General features: G+C 41.7%; 15 protein-coding genes and 4 tRNA genes. 9 read left to right on the top strand and 10 right to left on the bottom strand.

The window, feature by feature from the left end:
- Positions 1–42: 42 nt before the first annotated feature.
- Entirely contained in the window at positions 43–615 is a 573-nt protein-coding gene (gene rrtA, locus FTT88_RS08055; protein ID WP_168379122.1) for a rhombosortase, read from the top strand.
- 190 nt (positions 616–805) lie between these two features.
- Positions 806–3,091, top strand: coding sequence for a TRAP transporter large permease subunit (locus tag FTT88_RS08050; protein ID WP_180105593.1), 2,286 nt, complete (start codon positions 806–808; stop codon positions 3,089–3,091).
- A gap of 87 nt (positions 3,092–3,178) precedes the next feature.
- Here FTT88_RS08050 and FTT88_RS08045 read toward each other — a convergent pair whose 3' ends face one another.
- The 6 genes from FTT88_RS08045 to rnr all read right to left on the bottom strand — a co-directional run bounded on the left by FTT88_RS08045 (position 3,179) and on the right by rnr (position 10,020).
- Positions 3,179–4,054, bottom strand: a complete 876-nt coding sequence (locus tag FTT88_RS08045; RefSeq protein ID WP_180003465.1) for a DMT family transporter — start codon at positions 4,052–4,054, stop codon at positions 3,179–3,181.
- A gap of 66 nt (positions 4,055–4,120) precedes the next feature.
- Positions 4,121–4,558 carry a hypothetical protein gene (locus tag FTT88_RS08040; RefSeq protein ID WP_111885422.1) on the bottom strand — a complete coding sequence of 146 codons (438 nt, stop codon included), beginning with the start codon at positions 4,556–4,558 and terminating at the stop codon, positions 4,121–4,123.
- 16 nt (positions 4,559–4,574) lie between these two features.
- On the bottom strand, positions 4,575–4,784 hold the full coding sequence (locus FTT88_RS08035; protein WP_171256675.1) for a YheV family putative zinc ribbon protein: 210 nt from the start codon (positions 4,782–4,784) through the stop codon (positions 4,575–4,577).
- 40 nt (positions 4,785–4,824) lie between these two features.
- Positions 4,825–6,864 carry a M3 family metallopeptidase gene (locus FTT88_RS08030; protein ID WP_180003466.1) on the bottom strand — a complete coding sequence of 680 codons (2,040 nt, stop codon included), beginning with the start codon at positions 6,862–6,864 and terminating at the stop codon, positions 4,825–4,827.
- Between the two features lie 74 nt (positions 6,865–6,938).
- Positions 6,939–7,523 (bottom strand): hypothetical protein, encoded by a 585-nt coding sequence (locus FTT88_RS08025; RefSeq protein ID WP_111885424.1) that lies wholly within the window; start codon positions 7,521–7,523, stop codon positions 6,939–6,941.
- Between the two features lie 79 nt (positions 7,524–7,602).
- Entirely contained in the window at positions 7,603–10,020 is a 2,418-nt protein-coding gene (gene rnr / locus FTT88_RS08020; protein ID WP_180003468.1) for a ribonuclease R, read from the bottom strand.
- Between the two features lie 268 nt (positions 10,021–10,288).
- Here rnr and FTT88_RS08015 point away from each other — a divergent pair.
- The 4 genes from FTT88_RS08015 to FTT88_RS08000 all read left to right on the top strand — a co-directional run bounded on the left by FTT88_RS08015 (position 10,289) and on the right by FTT88_RS08000 (position 11,172).
- Positions 10,289–10,378, top strand: a tRNA-Ser gene (locus tag FTT88_RS08015).
- Positions 10,379–10,393: 15 nt separating this feature from the next.
- Positions 10,394–10,470, top strand: a tRNA-Arg gene (locus tag FTT88_RS08010).
- A gap of 45 nt (positions 10,471–10,515) precedes the next feature.
- Positions 10,516–10,592: transfer RNA gene (locus FTT88_RS08005), tRNA-Arg, on the top strand.
- Between the two features lie 503 nt (positions 10,593–11,095).
- A tRNA-Arg gene (locus FTT88_RS08000) sits at positions 11,096–11,172 on the top strand.
- Positions 11,173–11,265: 93 nt separating this feature from the next.
- Here the strand turns inward: FTT88_RS08000 and FTT88_RS07995 are convergent.
- Positions 11,266–12,549 (bottom strand): SRPBCC family protein, encoded by a 1,284-nt coding sequence (locus FTT88_RS07995; RefSeq protein ID WP_373683038.1) that lies wholly within the window; start codon positions 12,547–12,549, stop codon positions 11,266–11,268.
- A 184-nt stretch (positions 12,550–12,733) separates the two neighbouring features.
- On the opposite strand from FTT88_RS07995, the gene FTT88_RS07990 reads away from it, so the two are divergent.
- Both FTT88_RS07990 and FTT88_RS07985 read left to right on the top strand, forming a co-directional pair.
- Positions 12,734–13,231 (top strand): YcxB family protein, encoded by a 498-nt coding sequence (locus FTT88_RS07990; protein WP_180003471.1) that lies wholly within the window; start codon positions 12,734–12,736, stop codon positions 13,229–13,231.
- 32 nt (positions 13,232–13,263) lie between these two features.
- The gene (locus FTT88_RS07985; RefSeq protein WP_180003473.1) at positions 13,264–13,905 is read left to right on the top strand and encodes a fumarylacetoacetate hydrolase family protein; all 642 of its coding nucleotides are present in this window, start codon (positions 13,264–13,266) and stop codon (positions 13,903–13,905) included.
- A gap of 51 nt (positions 13,906–13,956) precedes the next feature.
- Here FTT88_RS07985 and FTT88_RS07980 read toward each other — a convergent pair whose 3' ends face one another.
- A complete protein-coding gene (locus FTT88_RS07980; RefSeq protein ID WP_180003475.1) occupies positions 13,957–14,730 on the bottom strand; it encodes a tetratricopeptide repeat protein in 774 nt (257 codons plus the stop codon).
- A 96-nt stretch (positions 14,731–14,826) separates the two neighbouring features.
- Positions 14,827–15,642 (bottom strand): helix-turn-helix domain-containing protein, encoded by an 816-nt coding sequence (locus FTT88_RS07975; protein WP_180003477.1) that lies wholly within the window; start codon positions 15,640–15,642, stop codon positions 14,827–14,829.
- A 103-nt stretch (positions 15,643–15,745) separates the two neighbouring features.
- Here FTT88_RS07975 and FTT88_RS07970 point away from each other — a divergent pair, with 103 nt between their 5' ends.
- On the top strand, positions 15,746–16,675 hold the full coding sequence (locus FTT88_RS07970; protein WP_373683037.1) for a DMT family transporter: 930 nt from the start codon (positions 15,746–15,748) through the stop codon (positions 16,673–16,675).
- Positions 16,676–17,075: 400 nt separating this feature from the next.
- Here the strand turns inward: FTT88_RS07970 and FTT88_RS07965 are convergent, their stop codons facing one another.
- Positions 17,076–18,323, bottom strand: a complete 1,248-nt coding sequence (locus tag FTT88_RS07965; protein WP_168379130.1) for a YihY family inner membrane protein — start codon at positions 18,321–18,323, stop codon at positions 17,076–17,078.
- Positions 18,324–18,358 lie beyond the last annotated feature (35 nt).

The following is an 18,358-nucleotide window of genomic DNA, read 5'->3' as shown; positions in this document are numbered from 1 at the left end:
CTTTGCAATAGCGTTTAAAAGTGAGGTACAGGAGGAGCGAAAATGAAACTACAATTTTTAATACCGAAAATTGTCTTTCTTGCCGTATTCGTTTCGATCTGTGCCTCGCTACAGGTATTTAAAGATTATTTTATCTATTGGCAAGATGACTTATTTCATGATTTTTGGCGCTTATGGACCGCACATTGGGTTCACGTCGGTTGGATTCATTTTGTTTTAAATATATTGGCCTTTATTTGCTTACCGTTTATTTTCCCACGAGTTTCGACATGGCATTTTGTTGCCATTTTATTGATTTTATCTCCTTTAATCAGTCTAAGTTTCTATTTTTTCTTACCCGATATTGAAGCCTATGCCGGATTATCTGGTGTCTTGCATGGTGCCTATGTCGCGGTCGCTTGTGTGCATTTGATGTATCGACGGGAGCGAAATTTTGCAGCCTTTGTATTGTTGCTGATTTTGGCAAAATTGGTGTGGGAAAATACCGTGGGCAATACGGGAACGGCTGAATTAATTGGAAGCCCCATTTTAGTCGAAGCACATTTATTGGGGGTGATTTGGGGCATTATCATCGCCTTGTTCTATCTTGTTGGCAATTATTTCTGGGATCGTTAGCTCACTTTAGGTGATTGGGTTGACAAAAAAAACCGAAAAGAAAATACATATTGTCATTTTAATGTTTTGAGTATTGATGCAAATTTAAACGTAATAATAAAACAGTTAGGTCAGGGAAAGGAACTTCTCGAGCCGCTAAGGAAGAGGATGCTTAGTCTAGCTAGGCTCCAAAATAAAAATAGGAAGACTCATGCAAAATGATGCACAAAACAGATCCAGCATCGTTGGTCTGTTACGTTATGTCTGGACAGAATGGATTTCGACTCTAGTCGTGTTGATCTTGCTTCTGCTTACATTAATTATCGGTACAGGGGAGATGATCCATGGGCAGTTGCTCCGTATGGGAGAGCGACTGTATGGTGACCCTGCAACAGGTATGCAGTACTCTTTTTTAAGGGCTGAGCCTGCCAAGCCTGAATGTGACCGTAACCCGAATGTCGATGCGTTGGTGAAAACTCAAATGCAAGCCAATGCAGCAGATGAGTTTGCTGATTTTTTTGGTACGGCATCTGAAAATGACGTTCGTTCGTCTATTTTAGCGGGTGTGCAGCAGTGTGAAGAAAAGTATCAATTTTATGATAAAGCCATGCAACATATGGAGAAGCATCCGAGTATTCGCGCCTATCGTAATTTTGAAACAAGCTTCTTCGGTATCTTTAAATTTGGTACTGAAAATCGCGCCATTTTGTTGATTTTTATGGTGGTTATAGCTGCGATTAGTGCGACGTTGAAAATTCATCATATTGGTCTACGCGGTCCTGCAACCAAGAAGGATTATCGTGTTTATAGCCTGATGATGAGCTTCGGTAATGGACTGTTAACCTACTCAAGTATCAGCCAATTCAATTCAGTGAAAAGTTCGGGAGTTCCAATGACCACCGAAACTGAACTGATTTATTGGATGTGGATGACGCTGTTCTCAATCCTGACATTGATCAGTGTTTTGCAATTGTTTAGTCCGCCAAAAGATGCCAAAGAGGGCGGTAGTCTTAGTTTCGCGTTCCTAAGCGTGCCTTTATATGCGTATATGGCGTTGATTACAGGTATCGCCTTTATCTTCTTTATGGACTACCCGATGGGTCAAGGTATCTATTTAGGGCAATTGGTCGAGTTTTCAAGTATTTTCCTGAATCTAGCGTTATTCATTTGGGCGGGTATGTTGTTGAAGCAAACCCGTGTCGTAGATTTATTCTTGAATATTTTACGCCCATGGAACTTAGCTCCTGAGACTTTAACATGGCTGATTTTAATCGCAGCAGCATTGCCTACAGCCTATACTGGCGCATCGGGGATCTTTGTCATTGCGGCAGGCGCGATTATTTATAAGGAAGTGTGGAACGCTGGCGGACGCCGTCAATTTGCCTTGGCTGCAACAGCAATGTCCGGTTCGCTTGGGGTGGTTTTACGTCCATGCTTATTGATTGTGGTTGTTGCATCGCTAAATAAAGAAGTGACCACGGATCTGCTTTATCAATATGGTATTTATACGTTCTTGCTGACATCTACGATGTTTTTAATTGTGTCGTTATTTTTTGCAGAACATAAGTTCCGTATTGCTCAAGCCAATGTGGCAGCGCCGCAGTCAGGACGTGCCTTCTTAGCCGTTATTCCTTATATTGTGATTTTCGTGCTGATCTGGATGTTCTATAAATATTTATTGAATACAGATTTAAATGAATTTACTGCACCAGTCATGATGCCTGTTATTCTGCTGATGATCGTTTTAGTGGATAAATTACGTCATCAGCCAGCACCATTGTCAGCAGTTGGGCATTGGGATGAAACACTAACAGCAAATTATAGTGCGAATGCTGAACCTGCTTTAGCCGGCGCACAGGTTGCACATGCAGAATACCGTGAAGGATTACATGGCAATAGCGCAGATGATGGGCAGGCTGCGAATCATACAGTGGCTCAATCCAGCTCTATGCAGATTCTACGTCAAGTTGGTTTTTGGAAGTCGATGCATATTTCGACCAGTGAAACCGTTGGACATATCGGTGCTTTGGTTATTTTGATGGCGCTTTCGGTAAGCGTTGGTGGATTGCTAGAGCGTACTGAAGTCATGAGTTTATTCCCAACTGATATCAGCAGTACTTTTTTGGTTATCACATTGATTGTCGGATTGATGGTCTTTGTGGGTATGATTATGGATCCGTTTGGCGCAGTCATTTTAATTTCTGCAACTATTGCTCCTGTAGCCTATCAATACGGTATTCATCCTGTGCATTTTTGGATGATTACACTCATTGGTTTTGAGCTAGGTTATGTTACGCCTCCAGTTGCATTGAACCACCTCTTGGCCCGACAGTCAATAGGGGATGCTGAAGTCAATGAAGCGGATGCTGAAGTTCGTCACTTGTCGTTTTATTACCGTTATGAACGTTGGATTTTGCCGCTGATTGTGCTGTTCCCTGCAATGTTGATTATTGCGTATCTGCCGTATTTCTTTAAGCTGTTTGGTTGGTATCAATAAATTAATTTTGAAGCATTAAAAAAGCACCTTCGGGTGCTTTTTTATTGAATAAGGGGCTGTGCATTTGATGGTAAATGGTTTGAATCTTTATGACTTTTTAAACTTATTTTGTAGGATTGGACTACAGAGCAAAATCGCTAAAAATATAAAAGCAAAGCCGAATAGGCTGTAAATGTCTGGCAGTTCCTGCCAAAGAACAAAGCCCCAAATACCTGCAAAAATAATCGTGATATAGTTCACGGGGCCAATTTGACCTGCGGGTGCGAGCTTATAGGCATTGGACATAAAAATTTGACTGATATTGGCCAAAAGTCCCGCTGTAATCAGAAAAGCTAACTCTTTTAAACTATAGGGACGCCAGAGCCAAAACATTGGGATCATGGAAATAAGTGTGCCAAAAAAGCAGAAATAAAACACAATGCGTTCAGGCGGTTCTGTTGCTGTAAGCGCACGGACAGTGACAAATGCCATGGCTGCCAAGAAGCTTGCGCTCAGTCCGATGAGTGATAACTGATTGAACATTCCTGCATCGGGCTTTGCGACGAAGAGCACGCCGATTAAACCAATGACTGCGGCAATGAGCATACTCAGGGTCATTTTTTCTTTTAAAAATAACCATGCAATTAAGGGGATAAAGATCGGTGAGGAATAGGTGAAGACCATGGCATTGGAGAGTTTTAAGTGTGCAATGGCATAAAAAAAGCCATACATTGCCACCAAGCCTACGATTGAACGCCATGTATGCATCCACAGTTTTTCAGTTCTAAAAAATGTGCTCCCTTTTTGCAGGATCAAAGGGAGAAAGATCAATGAGCCAACCGCATTTCGAAAAAATACGATGGTGGCATTATCTACCGTGTGAGATGCGTAGCGTATACAAACCCCCATGATGGAAAAAAGCAGCGCTGACAGCATGAGAAAGCCAATTGCTTTGGGGATGTTCTGTGGTGTAGTAGTGGACATAACAAAAAGGCTAGAAAATCTGATGATATTCTAGCCTATAAGTTTGTCAGGTGTGGCAAAAGTCGGTTATTTTGCTTGTTGTGCTAACTGTGCTTCGAGTAATTTAATTTGTTCTTCTTTCAGTTTAATCAGCTCATCTGCATCTGAATGCTGCTGTTTTAAGCTTTGTTCCTGATCATTCAATTGCTGTTGAATGTCATCTAATTTGGCAATTTCTTCTTTGGCTAAAGAGGCATTTTCAGGCACAGCTGCATCTAAAATGTCTTCTTCGACCAATTTAATGGTGTCAGTCTCTGCGGTAGGGACTGATGCTTCAGTTTCAGATTGGACAGGGACTGCAACAGGCGGTTTAGCCGGTGCAGCGACCATTTCTTCTTGAAGTACAGATTTATCAGCTGTACTGCTGCTTAACCATTGATATGCAAAAAAGATAGCAATCAATAACGTTAAGCCCCCAATGATTCCAACTAACAGTTTTGGATTATTTCTTTGATCTACTAGCATTATGTGACCTTAATTTTTATTTAGGCTGGCGCGGCTTAAATTGGATCACACCGATATCGTCTGGCACGGCAGGTTGTTCAGGTTGATCGACATGAGTCGGTCGATTTTCACTGTAACCACAATCAATGCATTCGATCCATTCGTCTTCGCCAGAGGTCAGCATGACAACCCGGTCCATCGCTTGGCATTTTGGACATTTTGCACCTGCAATGAAGCGTCGTTTAATGGTCATCATACTTACCTTGAATCTAACTAAGGTCACTAGTTTAAGCGTTTTTAGATGCGTTCGTCCAACCTTGATGACGCAGCAAAGCATCTATTTTTGGCTCGCGTCCACGGAAATTGATAAATGCGTCAAGTGCCGTATCTTTTCCGCCAACTGCTAGAATAAATTGTCTAAACGACTTGCCAGTCGAAGTATTAAAAATTCCTTCATTTTCGAATCGGTCGAAGGCATCACTTGCCAAAACCTCTGCCCATTTGTATGAATAATAACCAGCAGCGTAACCACCTGCAAAGATATGACTGAAACCATGTTGGAAACGGTTGTACGAAGTGGTGGGTGCAACTGCATATTTTTGACGAATATCATCTAAGGTTTGTTGGATGCCTGCAGCGTCCAAAGCAGGGTTGGCCTTATGGATATTTAAGTCAAACATGGCAAATTCAATTTGACGTAAAGTTTGCATCCCAGACTGGAAGAAACGTGCATCTTGCAGTGCTTTTAGCAGATCGGCTGGTAAAGTTTGTTTTGATTCGATATGTTCACTGAGTAAATCTAAACTTTCTTGATCCCAAGTCCAAAATTCCATGAATTGACTTGGTAGCTCTACTGCATCCCACGCCACGCCATGTGTACCAGCCACAGCAATATTATCGACTTCAGTGAGCATGTGATGTAAGCCATGACCAAATTCGTGGAACAGCGTTGTTACTTCATCATGGGTAAGTAAAGCAGCTTGCTCACCGACAGGTGGGGTAAAGTTGCAGACCATGTAGCAAATTGGTTTTTGCAGACCATTTTCAGTTTGCATGCGTGAACGGAAGCCGCTCATCCATGCGCCGCCACGTTTCCCACTTCGTGCATACAGGTCAAAGTAGAATCCGCCAATCACGCTGCCTTGATCTTCAAGTTCAAAGTAACGTGCATCGGGATGCCAAACAGGCGCTACACGCTCGATTACATTGATGCCATAGAGACGATTTACAATGCTGAACAAGCCTTGAATAATTTTAGGTGCAGGGAAGTAGGGCTTCAGGTCTTCTTGTGACAAATTAAACTGTTGAACTTTGAGTTTTTCTGAATAGAAAGTGGCATCCCACGGTTGTAACTCAGTGATACCGTCTTGCGCTGCAATGGCTTTCAGTTCAGCGATTTCTTTCTCTGCTGGAGCACGCGCATGTTCTGCCAGTTCAATCAGGAAATGATCTACAGTGGCCACATCGGGTGCCATTTTGCTTGCTAAAGACAATTCGGCATAGTTGTTAAAACCAAGTAGACTTGCCATTTCCTGACGTAGTTTCAAGATTTCTTCCATGACCGCTGTATTGTCAAATTCAGCAGCGTCTGCCTGATCAGAAGCACGTGTGGTATAGGCTTTATAGAGCGCTTCACGCACTTCACGGTCTTCTGCATAGGTCATAATGGCAATATAAGACGGGAAGTCGAGTGTGGCTACAGCCTGTTCGAGTTCGCGTTGCTGACCATATTGTTTCAGAAGTTCAATACTGCCTTGAGGTAGTCCTTTGAGCTGCGCTTCAGTTAAAGGTTTGAAGTAGGCTTGGGTGGCATCCAATACGTGGTTGGAAAAGTCTGATGATAATTGTGAAAGGCGTGCAGAGATTTCTGCATAGCGTTTTTTCGGTTCACCTTCTAAGGCTACGCCTGAAAGTTTAAAATCTCGTAACGCAAGTTTAATCGCACTTTGCTGTGCTGTAGGTAGGTCACTAAAAATAGGAGCATCGTGTAGATGCTGATAGGTTTGATATAACGGTGTATGTTGACCAAGTTGTGTGTAGTATTCACTTAAACTTGGTAATAAAGCCTGATGAACTTCACGTGTTTCGGCATTATTCATGACAGCATTGAGGTGCGAAAGCACGCCCCATGCTTCACTCATGTTATTTTCAAGGGTATCGACTTGTTCTAAAGTATTCAGTTGTTTTTGTACCGAATCTGGAACAACTGTCAGTTCATTTAGAAATTGTTGACCGTGTTGAATCGCATTTTGAATTTTTTCTTTGAGTTGATCTAAGGTAATTTGATCAAATTGAGGAACGGGCAATGTTGCCTTTTCTAATGTCATGTCGGTCTGCCGATTTATTTCCTGTGTTATTTGTAGAAGTAAGGCTTCTAGAAGGATAAATCAAGCCTTGGGTGCTATTTATTCGCTCTTGTTTCACCGTGGATAGATTGAATATCTTGGATGTAGGTGCCAAAGCGCCCCTCAATGACCGATAATTTTATGAATAGATTTTGATTTTTGTAGTGTTCATATTCATCTACATTGATTCGAAACATACCAGTAGAGTCATACGGTGTTTCAATAGAATAGTAGACACTTCCTTTTTTACCATGTTTTTTAACAGCGCTTGCTTCCAATGTCACCACAGTAGGTGTACCCAAAACTAGGGTATGAAGCAGAGGAGGATAGACAACTAGATTTAAGTAAAGAAACAGAATTACAAAAATAGGGAAGAGGAGTAAAAAATAGAATTTTGGCTTTTTTTGTACATTTGTCCATGTACGTGGAATGATCCATTGTCCGTATCTATGCAGAACATAAAAGTAGATCAAAACAGCCAAATAAATCAACGTTGCAACAATGAAGGCTGTGATTTTGACTTGATTTGTTGGGGTGAAGTCTATAAAAAAGAGAGCAATCAGTGCTGAAATACTAAGTACAAAGACTAAGCATATTACATATTCATGGTAATAGTATTTAGTAATTTTCTGTGATGTCATGATTTTTAAGTGGTTTATTTTTATAGAGATATATTAAATGAAAAAGAGCGCCGTAGCACTCTTTTTTATTTAGTAAAATTTACTCACCCTTTGCTTTGGCATTGGATTTTTTCTTTTTTACTTTTAACTTTTTCTTCACTTTATCTTTAGCCTTCGCTTCAGACTTTGTTGCAGATTTTTTAGCAGGTTTTTGGCTGTAGGAGCTGGGTTTTCCTTTGTCTTTTTTGCGTCGTATGGGCTGTTCTCCATCTTCAGCAACGTTGGTTTTACGCTCTGAAAAGACTTCTTCTTTGGCTGTGGGTTTTGCAACACGAGGGGCACGCGCGCGAATAGCACGGCCTGCATGGCTCAATTGTTGAATCAATTCAAAGTCGATTTTGCGCTCTTCTAGATTTACACCAGCAACTTTAATTTTCACTTCATCGCCGAGACTGAAAACTTGACCGCGAGATTGACCAATTAAGCTCTGACTTGGTTGGTCATAGACAAAGAAGTCATCACCCAATTGGCTGACGTGGATCATGCCATCAACATATAAGTCTTTGAGCGTTACAAACAGGCCAAATTCAGCAGTTGCACTGATGGTACCGACAAACTCTTCACCCAAATGCTGCTGCATGTAATGGCACTTCAACCATGTAGTGACAGAACGTGAAGCTTCATCAGCACGGCGCTCGGTCGCAGAGAAGTGTTCACCTGCATCATCCAGCGAAGCACCAGAAATTGGATAAGGTTTTTTCTTCAATTGTGCTTTGATGGCACGGTGAAGTAACAAGTCTGGATAACGACGGATTGGAGATGTGAAATGCGTATATGCTTCGTAAGCCAAGCCAAAGTGACCTGCATTGTTCGCGCCATAATAGGCTTGCATCATTGAGCGGAGTAAAACGGCATGAATGCTTGGAGCATCAATACGGTCTTTCGTGGCATCAATCACGGCTTGATAGTCAGCTTGAGTCGGCTGTTCAGGGAATGGAAGACCCAATAACTTCACAAAATCACGAACCTTTTGAATACGTGAGAACTCAGGTGGTTCATGCACACGGTACAGCATCGGAATTTCGTTTTTTAATGCATATTCTGCCGCTGCGACGTTTGCCAACAACATGCATTCTTCAATTAACTTATGTGCATCATTACGGCTACGCGGTAAGATTTCATTAATACCGCCAAGCTCATCAAAAGTCATATAAGTTTCAACGGTTTCAAATTCCATCGCGTGGCGTTCAGCACGTAAGCCTTTCAACACTTGATACAATTGGAATAGGGTATTGACCGATTTACGCACATCACGGTTTTCAGGAATGGCTTGACTATTACCCTCAAAATATTCGGCAACTTGGGTATAGGTCAAACGAGCTTTTGAATGCATCACACCCGGATAGAATTCAAACTTAGTGACACGACCCGCGCGAGATAAGTTTAAATCACAGACCATACATAAACGGTCTAGGTGTGGGTTCAAAGAACATAAACCATTCGACAGCGCCTCAGGCAACATCGGCAATACAAAATGAGGGAAGTACACCGATGTACCGCGCTCTTGAGCTTCGTCATCGAGTGGTTTACCCGGACGTACATAATGGCTGACATCGGCAATTGCCACCACAACACGATAACCACCACCCGGACGTTTTTCCGCATACACGGCATCATCGAAGTCGCGGGCATCTTCACCATCAATGGTGACAAGCGCTAAATCACGTAAGTCGACACGACCTTCACGGTCTTGTTCTGATGGCTCTTTAAAGCTGTCGGCTTCTTGTTGTACCGCTTCAGGGAATTCGTAAGGTAAACCAAACTCTAAAATGGTTTGCGGAATAATAATTTCAGTGTCTGCTTTATCTGCCATCGACTGAACAATATGACCTGTCGCAAATTCTTCTTTGGTTGGGTAGCTGTCAATCGCAATACGCACAGAGTCGCCGAGTTTGACTTTGGCATGCTCGATTAATTCTTTTTCTAAAGTAATCGGTTGGTGTGCATTGGGATTTGCCGGCTGAATAAAATATTCGCCTTCATACTCAGACACTTTACCAATAATTTCTTTGACACGATGCTGTAGAACTTCAGTAATAAAGCCCCATGCTTTGCCTTTACGGTCTACCGAAGTTTGGCGGACTTTAACACGGTCACCATTAAACACCTGACGTAACTCACGCTCAGGAAGTAAAAGGTCATCTTCACCGCTAATATTGGCTGTGCCTAAACCTTTTGAGTTGATATAAACCGTTGCTTCATGAGTCGGTTGCTCAGCTGCAAGCTGGAACTTAAATCCATCTTTCATCAACTGACCATCTCGAACCATCGCAATCAGACGATGACTCAGTGCATCAATACTTTTTTGATCGGCAATTTCAAAATGTTCTACAAGATCGGCATGCGACATTGCAGTTTTCAGTTGTTCAATCGTCTCTTGAATCAGAGTACGGCTTGGAATTGGATTGTCATAACGTTCGGCTTCAGCTTTTGCTTCAGGGTCGACCCAGTTTTTCATATGTATTTGGCTTCAAATCAGAAGATTAGGATTAGCATAAGTCATGCAAGCAGATACTGCACGCAATTGATTGCAATAAAGTGTTTTATGCCGATATTTTATAATGTTTAAAGCTGAAAAGTAGGGGATAGCAGCGCGTGCTGAACTAATTTTGCACTAATTTTTTGAAAATCGTTTAAAAAATATCTAATTGAGTAAAAAAATGAAAAAAATATAACGACTGTGCTTGCAGTCGTATCATGATCTTTGTATTATGGCGGCACGTTACGGTGAGATGGGTGAGTGGCTGAAACCACATCCCTGCTAAGGATGCATACGGGCAACTGTATCGAGGGTTCGAATCCCTCTCTCACCGCCACGATTTACTTATGTCGCGCTCATAGCTCAGCTGGATAGAGCACTTGGCTACGAACTAAGGGGTCGGGAGTTCGAATCTCTCTGAGCGCACCAATAAGTAAATCTGAAAACGTAGTCTTTTAAGACGACACAAGTTACGCGCTCATAGCTCAGCTGGATAGAGCACTTGGCTACGAACTAAGGGGTCGGGAGTTCGAATCTCTCTGAGCGCACCAACTTGAACAAATTACCGCACATGTTGCGGTTTTTTTGTGCTTGTGATTTATCGCTTTGATATAGCTGTCTTTTGTCTTTTGTCTTTTGTCTTTTGTCTTTTGTCTTTTGTCTTTTGTCTTTTGCTTGGATTGTATAAAGCGTTCTTTTTCATAAGACGACCCATCAGTAAATTTGATTTTGCTTTCTTCCATAGATAACCTTTTTTTTCAGATGTTCATGGTGATGCAATTTTTTAAATCTAAGGCAAGGAAAAGTTGACTCATTTAAAGCCGTGATTCAATGATGGCGATATACTTGTTATCTATCTTGAGCATTTATAAGTGAGTACAGCTAACTTTAGATTCCAAACTTGTGATGCAAAAGCCCTTTAAAAAGTAAATTTGGATGATTTTTAGCGTGTTTAAAGGGTAATTGTTTATTTGATGTGCGTTTGGTTAAATTTATATGAAAAAGCTCTTAACAAAAAATAAAAATCACGTATAATGAGCCTCATCAAGACGTCGCGCTCATAGCTCAGCTGGATAGAGCACTTGGCTACGAACTAAGGGGTCGGGAGTTCGAATCTCTCTGAGCGCACCAACTTGATCAAGATTGAAAAACCGCACATGTTGCGGTTTTTTTTGTGTCTGAAATATAGCTAAAAACAATAAATTCAGTTCATCAATCAAGGTTCTAACTTAGCTTTTGTTTAACTTTGAGTGCAAAGACCGTATTTCCGCCTAAAGCCGGTAACATGTCGTGATACGGCATACTGCGCATAGCACGAAGTAAAAACGGTGCTTTGTCATCAATCTTCACCGCACTGGTCAATTGTAATAACGACCCTTGTTGTAAGGGGCGAATATGCATTGCACCTCGGACAAACTTTAAGTCCCCACCTGTTGCGGTATATTGATTTTGCAGTAAGTCGGGATAGTTAAAACGCATCTTAAAATCAAAGGGAATATTGATCACACCTAAACCCACCGAAATTTTATAGTCGGCATCCATCAGGTGCGGATTAATTTTCTGCACTTGCATATGTTTAACTTGTCTTGGAAATAAGTGCTTGAACGAAGACACATTAATCCAGCGCTGTAAGCTCGAAGGCTCTTGTGCATAATATTGAAAACTGGTGCTAAAGCGCATCAATTCATAATTTTGCCCAAAGGGAACGCGCTGCGCTGTCAAAATAAAGGACACAGGTTCTTTTGAGCTTTGACTTAATTGGGTGACTTTGTCGAGTTGAGAGGCATTTAATTTGAGTTCAGGTAATTGATTTGCAGCGAGAGTTTCGCTGCTAAAGGCTTTAAATCGGCGCTGTAATGATTCGAGTAAAAAACCATTGGTTCCCGCAGGAATCCCTAATTTGGCATCGGGTAAGGCATTTAATATTTTGCTAAACAAAAAACCTTTGGGCTGATTTAAATCGCCCCATTGGGTCACACTAATCAAGGTGTGTTGTGCATCTATCTCAAACCATTCAATTTTCCCTGCACCAAAGGGCACCGGTGCTTGTAGAACCAAACTATTAATACTGTTGTGATCAATTTGGTGCTGTATCACCACGGTTTCTTTAAAGTTTAAAACCGGAATTGGTGTCGGGATATGGATGCGATATTCAACTTGGCTGGTTGAACCTTGTTGTTGCAAAACCTCAGCAGATTTTAGCGTGGGAAATAAGCCTGCATAGTTTGGATAATTACTGAGTAATCTCGCCACATTTTTGCTGTTGGTTGGGACAACCACGGCGGCACTCTGAAATTTACCAACGACTTTTTGGCCTGCTTTCATCGAGGGTAGACTAATTTGCTGTGAAGGATGTGCGAAAATCACGATGTGATCACCGGCAAGATTTGCCAAGGCTTTGGCATTGCCATTAAACAAGTCCAAACTACTAGGGATCTGGGGTTGCCATTGAACGAATTTGGCCCAACTGGTCGATATGCTCAGTCCAGTCAGAAACACCAGCATCATGATTATTTTTGTTATCTGCATGTCACATCCTGCGTATGCAATCTTTTATTTGTTGCTGTTTTTAACGTATTTCTAGGTGTAAGGGAAGTAGTCAAGTGTTACAACCGACCATTAAAAAGCATGAAGCAAGTTTGAATTGTGGTGTAGTATTTAGCGCAATTCATTTTTAAATATTCATACGCTTATGTCTGAAAATCTACCTGCATTATCGCTGCGCTATTTTTTAAATCTAGAAGAATCACAGGATGGTTTTGCACTAGCTACTTTTGGCAAAAAGCAATTTACGCGTTTTTTAACGCCAGCCATTAGCCTTGGGATTATCATCTGGGGTTTTTACTTGGGTGTAGATGGCGTCGGTGCATACTATGTTGGTCTGGGTGCTTTCTTTTTACTCCTTCAAGGCATCATGCGTTATTGGTTTTTACCGATGATGTTTAAACGCCAGTTTGTAAAATACCAATTAGGCAAAAGTGAACAAGGTATTGATTTATTTCAAGACTATGCAGAAATTCATGCCAATGGTCGTAAGAATGTCTTTCATTATGCTGAAGTGACAAATTTTGCTGAAGGCAAATTGACTTATATGCTTGAGCTGAAAAATAAAACCGTGATTATTGTGCCGAAAAGTGCATTTAAAGATACTGCGGACCAAGCGATTTTTAGCAATACTTTTCAGCACTAAGACAATCTATTCATAACAAAAGAGGGAGTAGTATGCAGTCACGTCCATCTAAAATTGTTTGCGTCGGTCGTAGTTATGCAGATCATGCCAAAGAATTAGGCAATGCAATTCCTGACCGTCCTGTGCTTTTTATGAAGCCGCCAAGTGCATTAACCGCATTAGAGCAAGGCATCTCATGGAATCCTGCATGGGGCAGTTGCCACTATGAATGCGAATTAAGTTTACGTATTGATCGTCCTTTATCGGCTGAAACTGATCCTCTCAAAGCCTTAGAAGCAGTTGGAGCTGTGACTTTGGGCCTAGATCTGACCTTGCGTGATCTACAAGATGACTTAAAGAAAAAAGGTCAGCCGTGGGAACGCGCCAAAGCTTATGATGGTTCTTGCATCCTTGCGGATTGGGTCGATGTCCAAGAAGTGGTTCAAGATTGGAAAGATGTGCATTACACCTTGCATATCAATGATGAACTGCGTCAGAACGGTGATACCGCATTGCTGATTTTTGATGTGGGTACATTACTGGCCGATATTAGCCAAATATTTAGTCTTGAAGCGGGTGATGTGGTCATGACGGGTACGCCTGCGGGTGTCGCGGCACTACAGTCAGGTGAGCAGTTGAAAATGACCCTGAAAGGTAAAAATCAGGACTATGTTTGGACGACTTTTGTCAAATAATCTGTGAACGACATACAAAAAGGCTGCTTAATGCAGCCTTTTTTGATTGATCTATTCAGTACTGCTTGATGGTGGTGGCTCATTGGGTTGTAAAGGACCAGTGTCTTTCCATGTTTCATAGGTGTCGGCCATATGCTGTGAGTCGGTGTCTCCCAATGCACCTGCTTTGGCATACCATTGTCGTGCTTTTTCACCATCACGAATGTCATAATGATAATAATGTGCCATTTTCATTGCGGAGTCGGCATCTTGCCCTTGTTCTGCAGCATAGCTTAAATATTCGGCAGCTTTGTCGGGTGTAGACGAAGGATGTTCAGAAAAATAGTGTTGATTCCCCAAGATTTTGATCGCCTCGACATTCTTTTGTTTGGCGGCTTTTTCATACCAAATTTGCACTTGGTGTTTATCTTGAATTAAGCCTTTTCCAGTGTCGTACATCCACCCAACGGTATATTCAGCAGCAGGATCATGAGTCTTTTTTGCAAGGTCTAGCACCCAGTGTGCAAGGAAAATATTGCCATCTTGCTGCATCTTTCGAATCACTTGATCTGCATGCGGGTTTCCTTGGTAGGCTTGAGTCATCAACCATGCGAATGCGTCCGTAGTGCCTTGATCCGCAGCAGCTTTGTACCAATGTACACTTTGTTCGATATTTTGTTCTGTGCCCGTTCCACTGAGGTATAAATCACCCACTTTCATTTGTGCAGTCGCATCGCCCGTTTGAGCGGTTTTGAGTGCAGAATTAAATTCACGCTGTTCTTTGGAACTACAAGCCGTTAAAAATACGGCAGATAAACACAGCGCTAAAATGGTTTTTTTATTCATTCGAAATGGAGTCTTTATCATTCTTTGTGGATTTTTTGATCTTAGCGGATTGTTGAATCACTTTATAGAGATACTGTGGGCTAAATTTAAACAAATTTAGGGCTTTAAGGTAGATTTCCTAAACTGATCTGGGGTGCAAAGCATCCATTTTTTAAACATATTTATAAACGCCGAGGCATTGGCATAACCAAGTTCTAAAGCAATATTTTCGACGGTTTGACCTGCGTTGAGCATGGACATGGCTTTCATGACTTTGAGACGTTGTCGCCATTCATGCAGGGACATCCCAAGTTCTTTTTGACAATAACGCGCCAGAGTACGTTCCGTCATATTTATCCGCTTTGCCAATTGCTCAAGCGTGCTCTGATCTGCAGGATGTTGATGTAAATAATCAAGCAATTGTTTGAGGGCAGGGTGATCCGAATGCGGTAAATAACTACTGACCAGTTTGGCTTGATGCAGTTGATCTAAGATCACATGGAGTAAGCGTTGATATTCGGCCGTATTTTCCAGGAGATCGGCTTGTTGATGCAACAGACGCAAATGGCTGAATATCGCTGTAACTAAAGGTGAGCTGAGTAAAATCCCCGGTTGTTTCGGCAAGTGGGTGCATAGAGATTCATGTACATATAAGGTGCCATGTGAAACTGCAGTACGATTTAAACCACTGTGTTCTAAGTGTGGGGGAAGCCAGATGCCATAAGGTGGTGGGGTAATATAGTCTATCTGGTTGATGTTCACTTCCATTACGCCATTAAAGGCATAGACAAACTCGCCCCAAGCATGCCCATGGACGGGATAAACAGACAGTGCAGGATCGTCACGAAAACTGATCCACAGCGCTGCTTGAATTTCATCGTTAGTGGGAAGTTGTTGCAACTGCGTATGATCTGCACGAGCTTTATGACGCATGAGAAATTTTGCCTGAATAAGAAGATCACTTGTCTATTTTGAAGTATATATTTTATTTCTGACAGTTCTATAGTGTTGCTTGTCGTATTGTCGAGTAAAAAGTGTGGAACAGCGTAAGGCGCTAGATGCAAAAGCTTCTGGTCTGATGATTATTTTGTGCATGATTTTAGGGATTCAGCAGGTCATTTTGAAATTGGCCGCGGTTGATATTGCGCCGATCATGCAAATTGCCATTCGATCGGGTTTGGCTGCGCTGTTGGTTTTTCCACTGATTCGTCTTAAGCCGGGGACACATTTATATACTCGAGAATACTTGCTGCCGGGTATCTGGTTGGCGTTTTTATTTTCAGCCGAATTTATTTTAGTGGCAGAATCCCTGCACTATACCTCTGCATCACATACCGTTGTCTTGCTCTATACCGCACCGATATTCGTGGCACTAGGTTTACATTGGAAGTTGCCTGAAGAAAAGCTTACAGCGATCCAATGGGTCGGTATTTTTATTGCCTTTTCAGGTATTGTCCTGTCGTTTATGGGACGTGAAAGTAGCACTACAGTCAACACTCAAGCCCTGTTGGGTGATGCGATGGCATTACTTGCAGGGGTGATGTGGGCCTTGACCACCATTTCATTAAGACTCACCAAACTCTCTGATGCACCTCCAACTCAGACGCTGTTTTATCAGTTAGTCGGTGGTTGCGTGTTTTTATTACCCGTAGCATGGCTGACAGGACAAATGACTGTACATTGGACGGTGCTGTCCATCAGCAGCATGATTTTTCATGTGCTCATTATTTCATTTTTCAGCCTGATGTTGTGGTTTTGGCTGTTAAGTAAATATCTGGCCAATGGTCTGGGCGTTTTTTCATTCCTTACTCCAATCTTTGGTCTAGTCTTTGGCGTATTGATCTTAAACGAAACGATTGAATTGAACTTTATCTTGGGGACGGCCTTAGTAATGGTCGGGGTGATGACGGTAACTTTGCATCAGTGGTTGGCTAAACTGATGGGGCGTCAGCGTACTGCTATCTAACGCCGTGTATAAATAACTGATGTTACGCAGTAACATTAGAAGCGCAATTTGCTTCAAATAAAAGAACGATACGCGGCAACGTCATCCGCAAGTATTTGAGACAGGATTACATCTATTCAAAAATGTTTTTTGCGATACTTTGAATGCGTAGACGCTAGTGAACGAGTTTTGTCGGTGAGGTGCATTGCACCGCAAGATGGTTTCCTTGCGAAGCTTCGCTTCTCATTTTGCCAAAACAAAAGTACCTCCAGCCGAAGGCTAATCCCTTTATTCAATTCCTAGATGTAAGACTCCGTCGAATAGACTTAAAAAGCATTTTAAAAATGCGAAATTACTTTTACGTGAGTAACATCAGTAAATAAAAAAGGAGGGCTACAGCTCTCCATTTTCTTATGCACAGTTATTTTTCTTCAAAAATAGTCGCAAGCGGAATCGAGAGTTTGGCCGCAAGATAATCATCCGATTCGACCAGTTGCGGTCCAATTTTTTCCATCCAGACATCATCTGGATCGACGCGACCTAAATCTTGGCGTTTAGGGAGGGGATAGGGAAGTTTACTGTAAAAACTCCAGAAATCCACTTGGGTCAAATTACGGACCAATACATAATGATCATCGTCAGTACGTTTAATTAGGTGCTGCTTTTCAAATAATAAAATATAGCTCGGCAGGCGACCAATTTCATCACGCCCTAAAACCTCAAGCGCTTCTTTTTCTGTCACGCTCTGACCAAGTTTTTGCTTTTTATAAAATAATTCCAGCAAATCCATCAACATAATCACAGGATGACGTTTTTGATCTTTGCCAGAATTGAAAGCGGTCAGTGCATAACTAATTTCTACCCCAATCAGCACGATATTCCATGAAAGGAATATCCAAAGTAGGAAAATTGGCACCGCAGCAAAAGCACCGTAAACGATTTGATAACTGGTGAAATTTGACATGACAAAACCAAAAAGGTTTTTGAGTAATTCAAATACCACGGCACTAAAGACACCCGCGATCAGCGCCGCCTTGATCGGCACACTACGGTTGGGAATCGTCCAATACAGAATGAAAAAACCTAAAATGGTCAATGAAAAAGACAAGATCCACAGCAGAAAAGCCCCATCCAGTTCATAGCCGGCAAAATTATTGCTGAGGACATTCATAGAGGCCAAGGTAGATGACACAACAAATGCGCTACCCAGTAAGATTGGGCCTAATGAGATAATAGTCCAATAGCGCATAAAGCCAATAATGCCACCACGTGTCTCACGCACCCGCCAAATTCGGTTAAATACTGTCTCAATGCTTGTCAGCATCATAACTGTGGTAATGAATAAAAACAGTACACCAATAACAGTCAGGTTACTGGATTTATCGGTGAATGCATTCAGTGCTTTATCAAAAGCAATTGTCGTTTTCGGTAGGAAATTACTATAAATCAATTGTTGAAGCTGTTGACGAGCAGGTTCTAAAGCTTTAATTGAGGAGATGATGACCAAGAATACGGTCAACATGGGTACCACTGCAAACAAGGTGGTATAGGTTAATGATCCTGCTTGTTCACGGCAGCGATCGGCTTCAAAACGTCGAATGACAAATAAAACAAACTGAAACCATTTCTTGTCGTAAAAGGGAAGTTTTTTTAAAAATGCTTCGATCATTCGTTCAAGTCTCGAGTTATTTTAGTCATGTTTAT

It is taken from the genome of Acinetobacter sp. YH01024 (genome assembly GCF_013420195.1).
In the GTDB taxonomy this organism is placed as follows: Bacteria; Pseudomonadota; Gammaproteobacteria; order Pseudomonadales; family Moraxellaceae; genus Acinetobacter; species Acinetobacter amyesii.
Note: the sequence above shows the minus strand (reverse complement) of the source record. Positions and strands in the feature narration are given on the sequence as shown.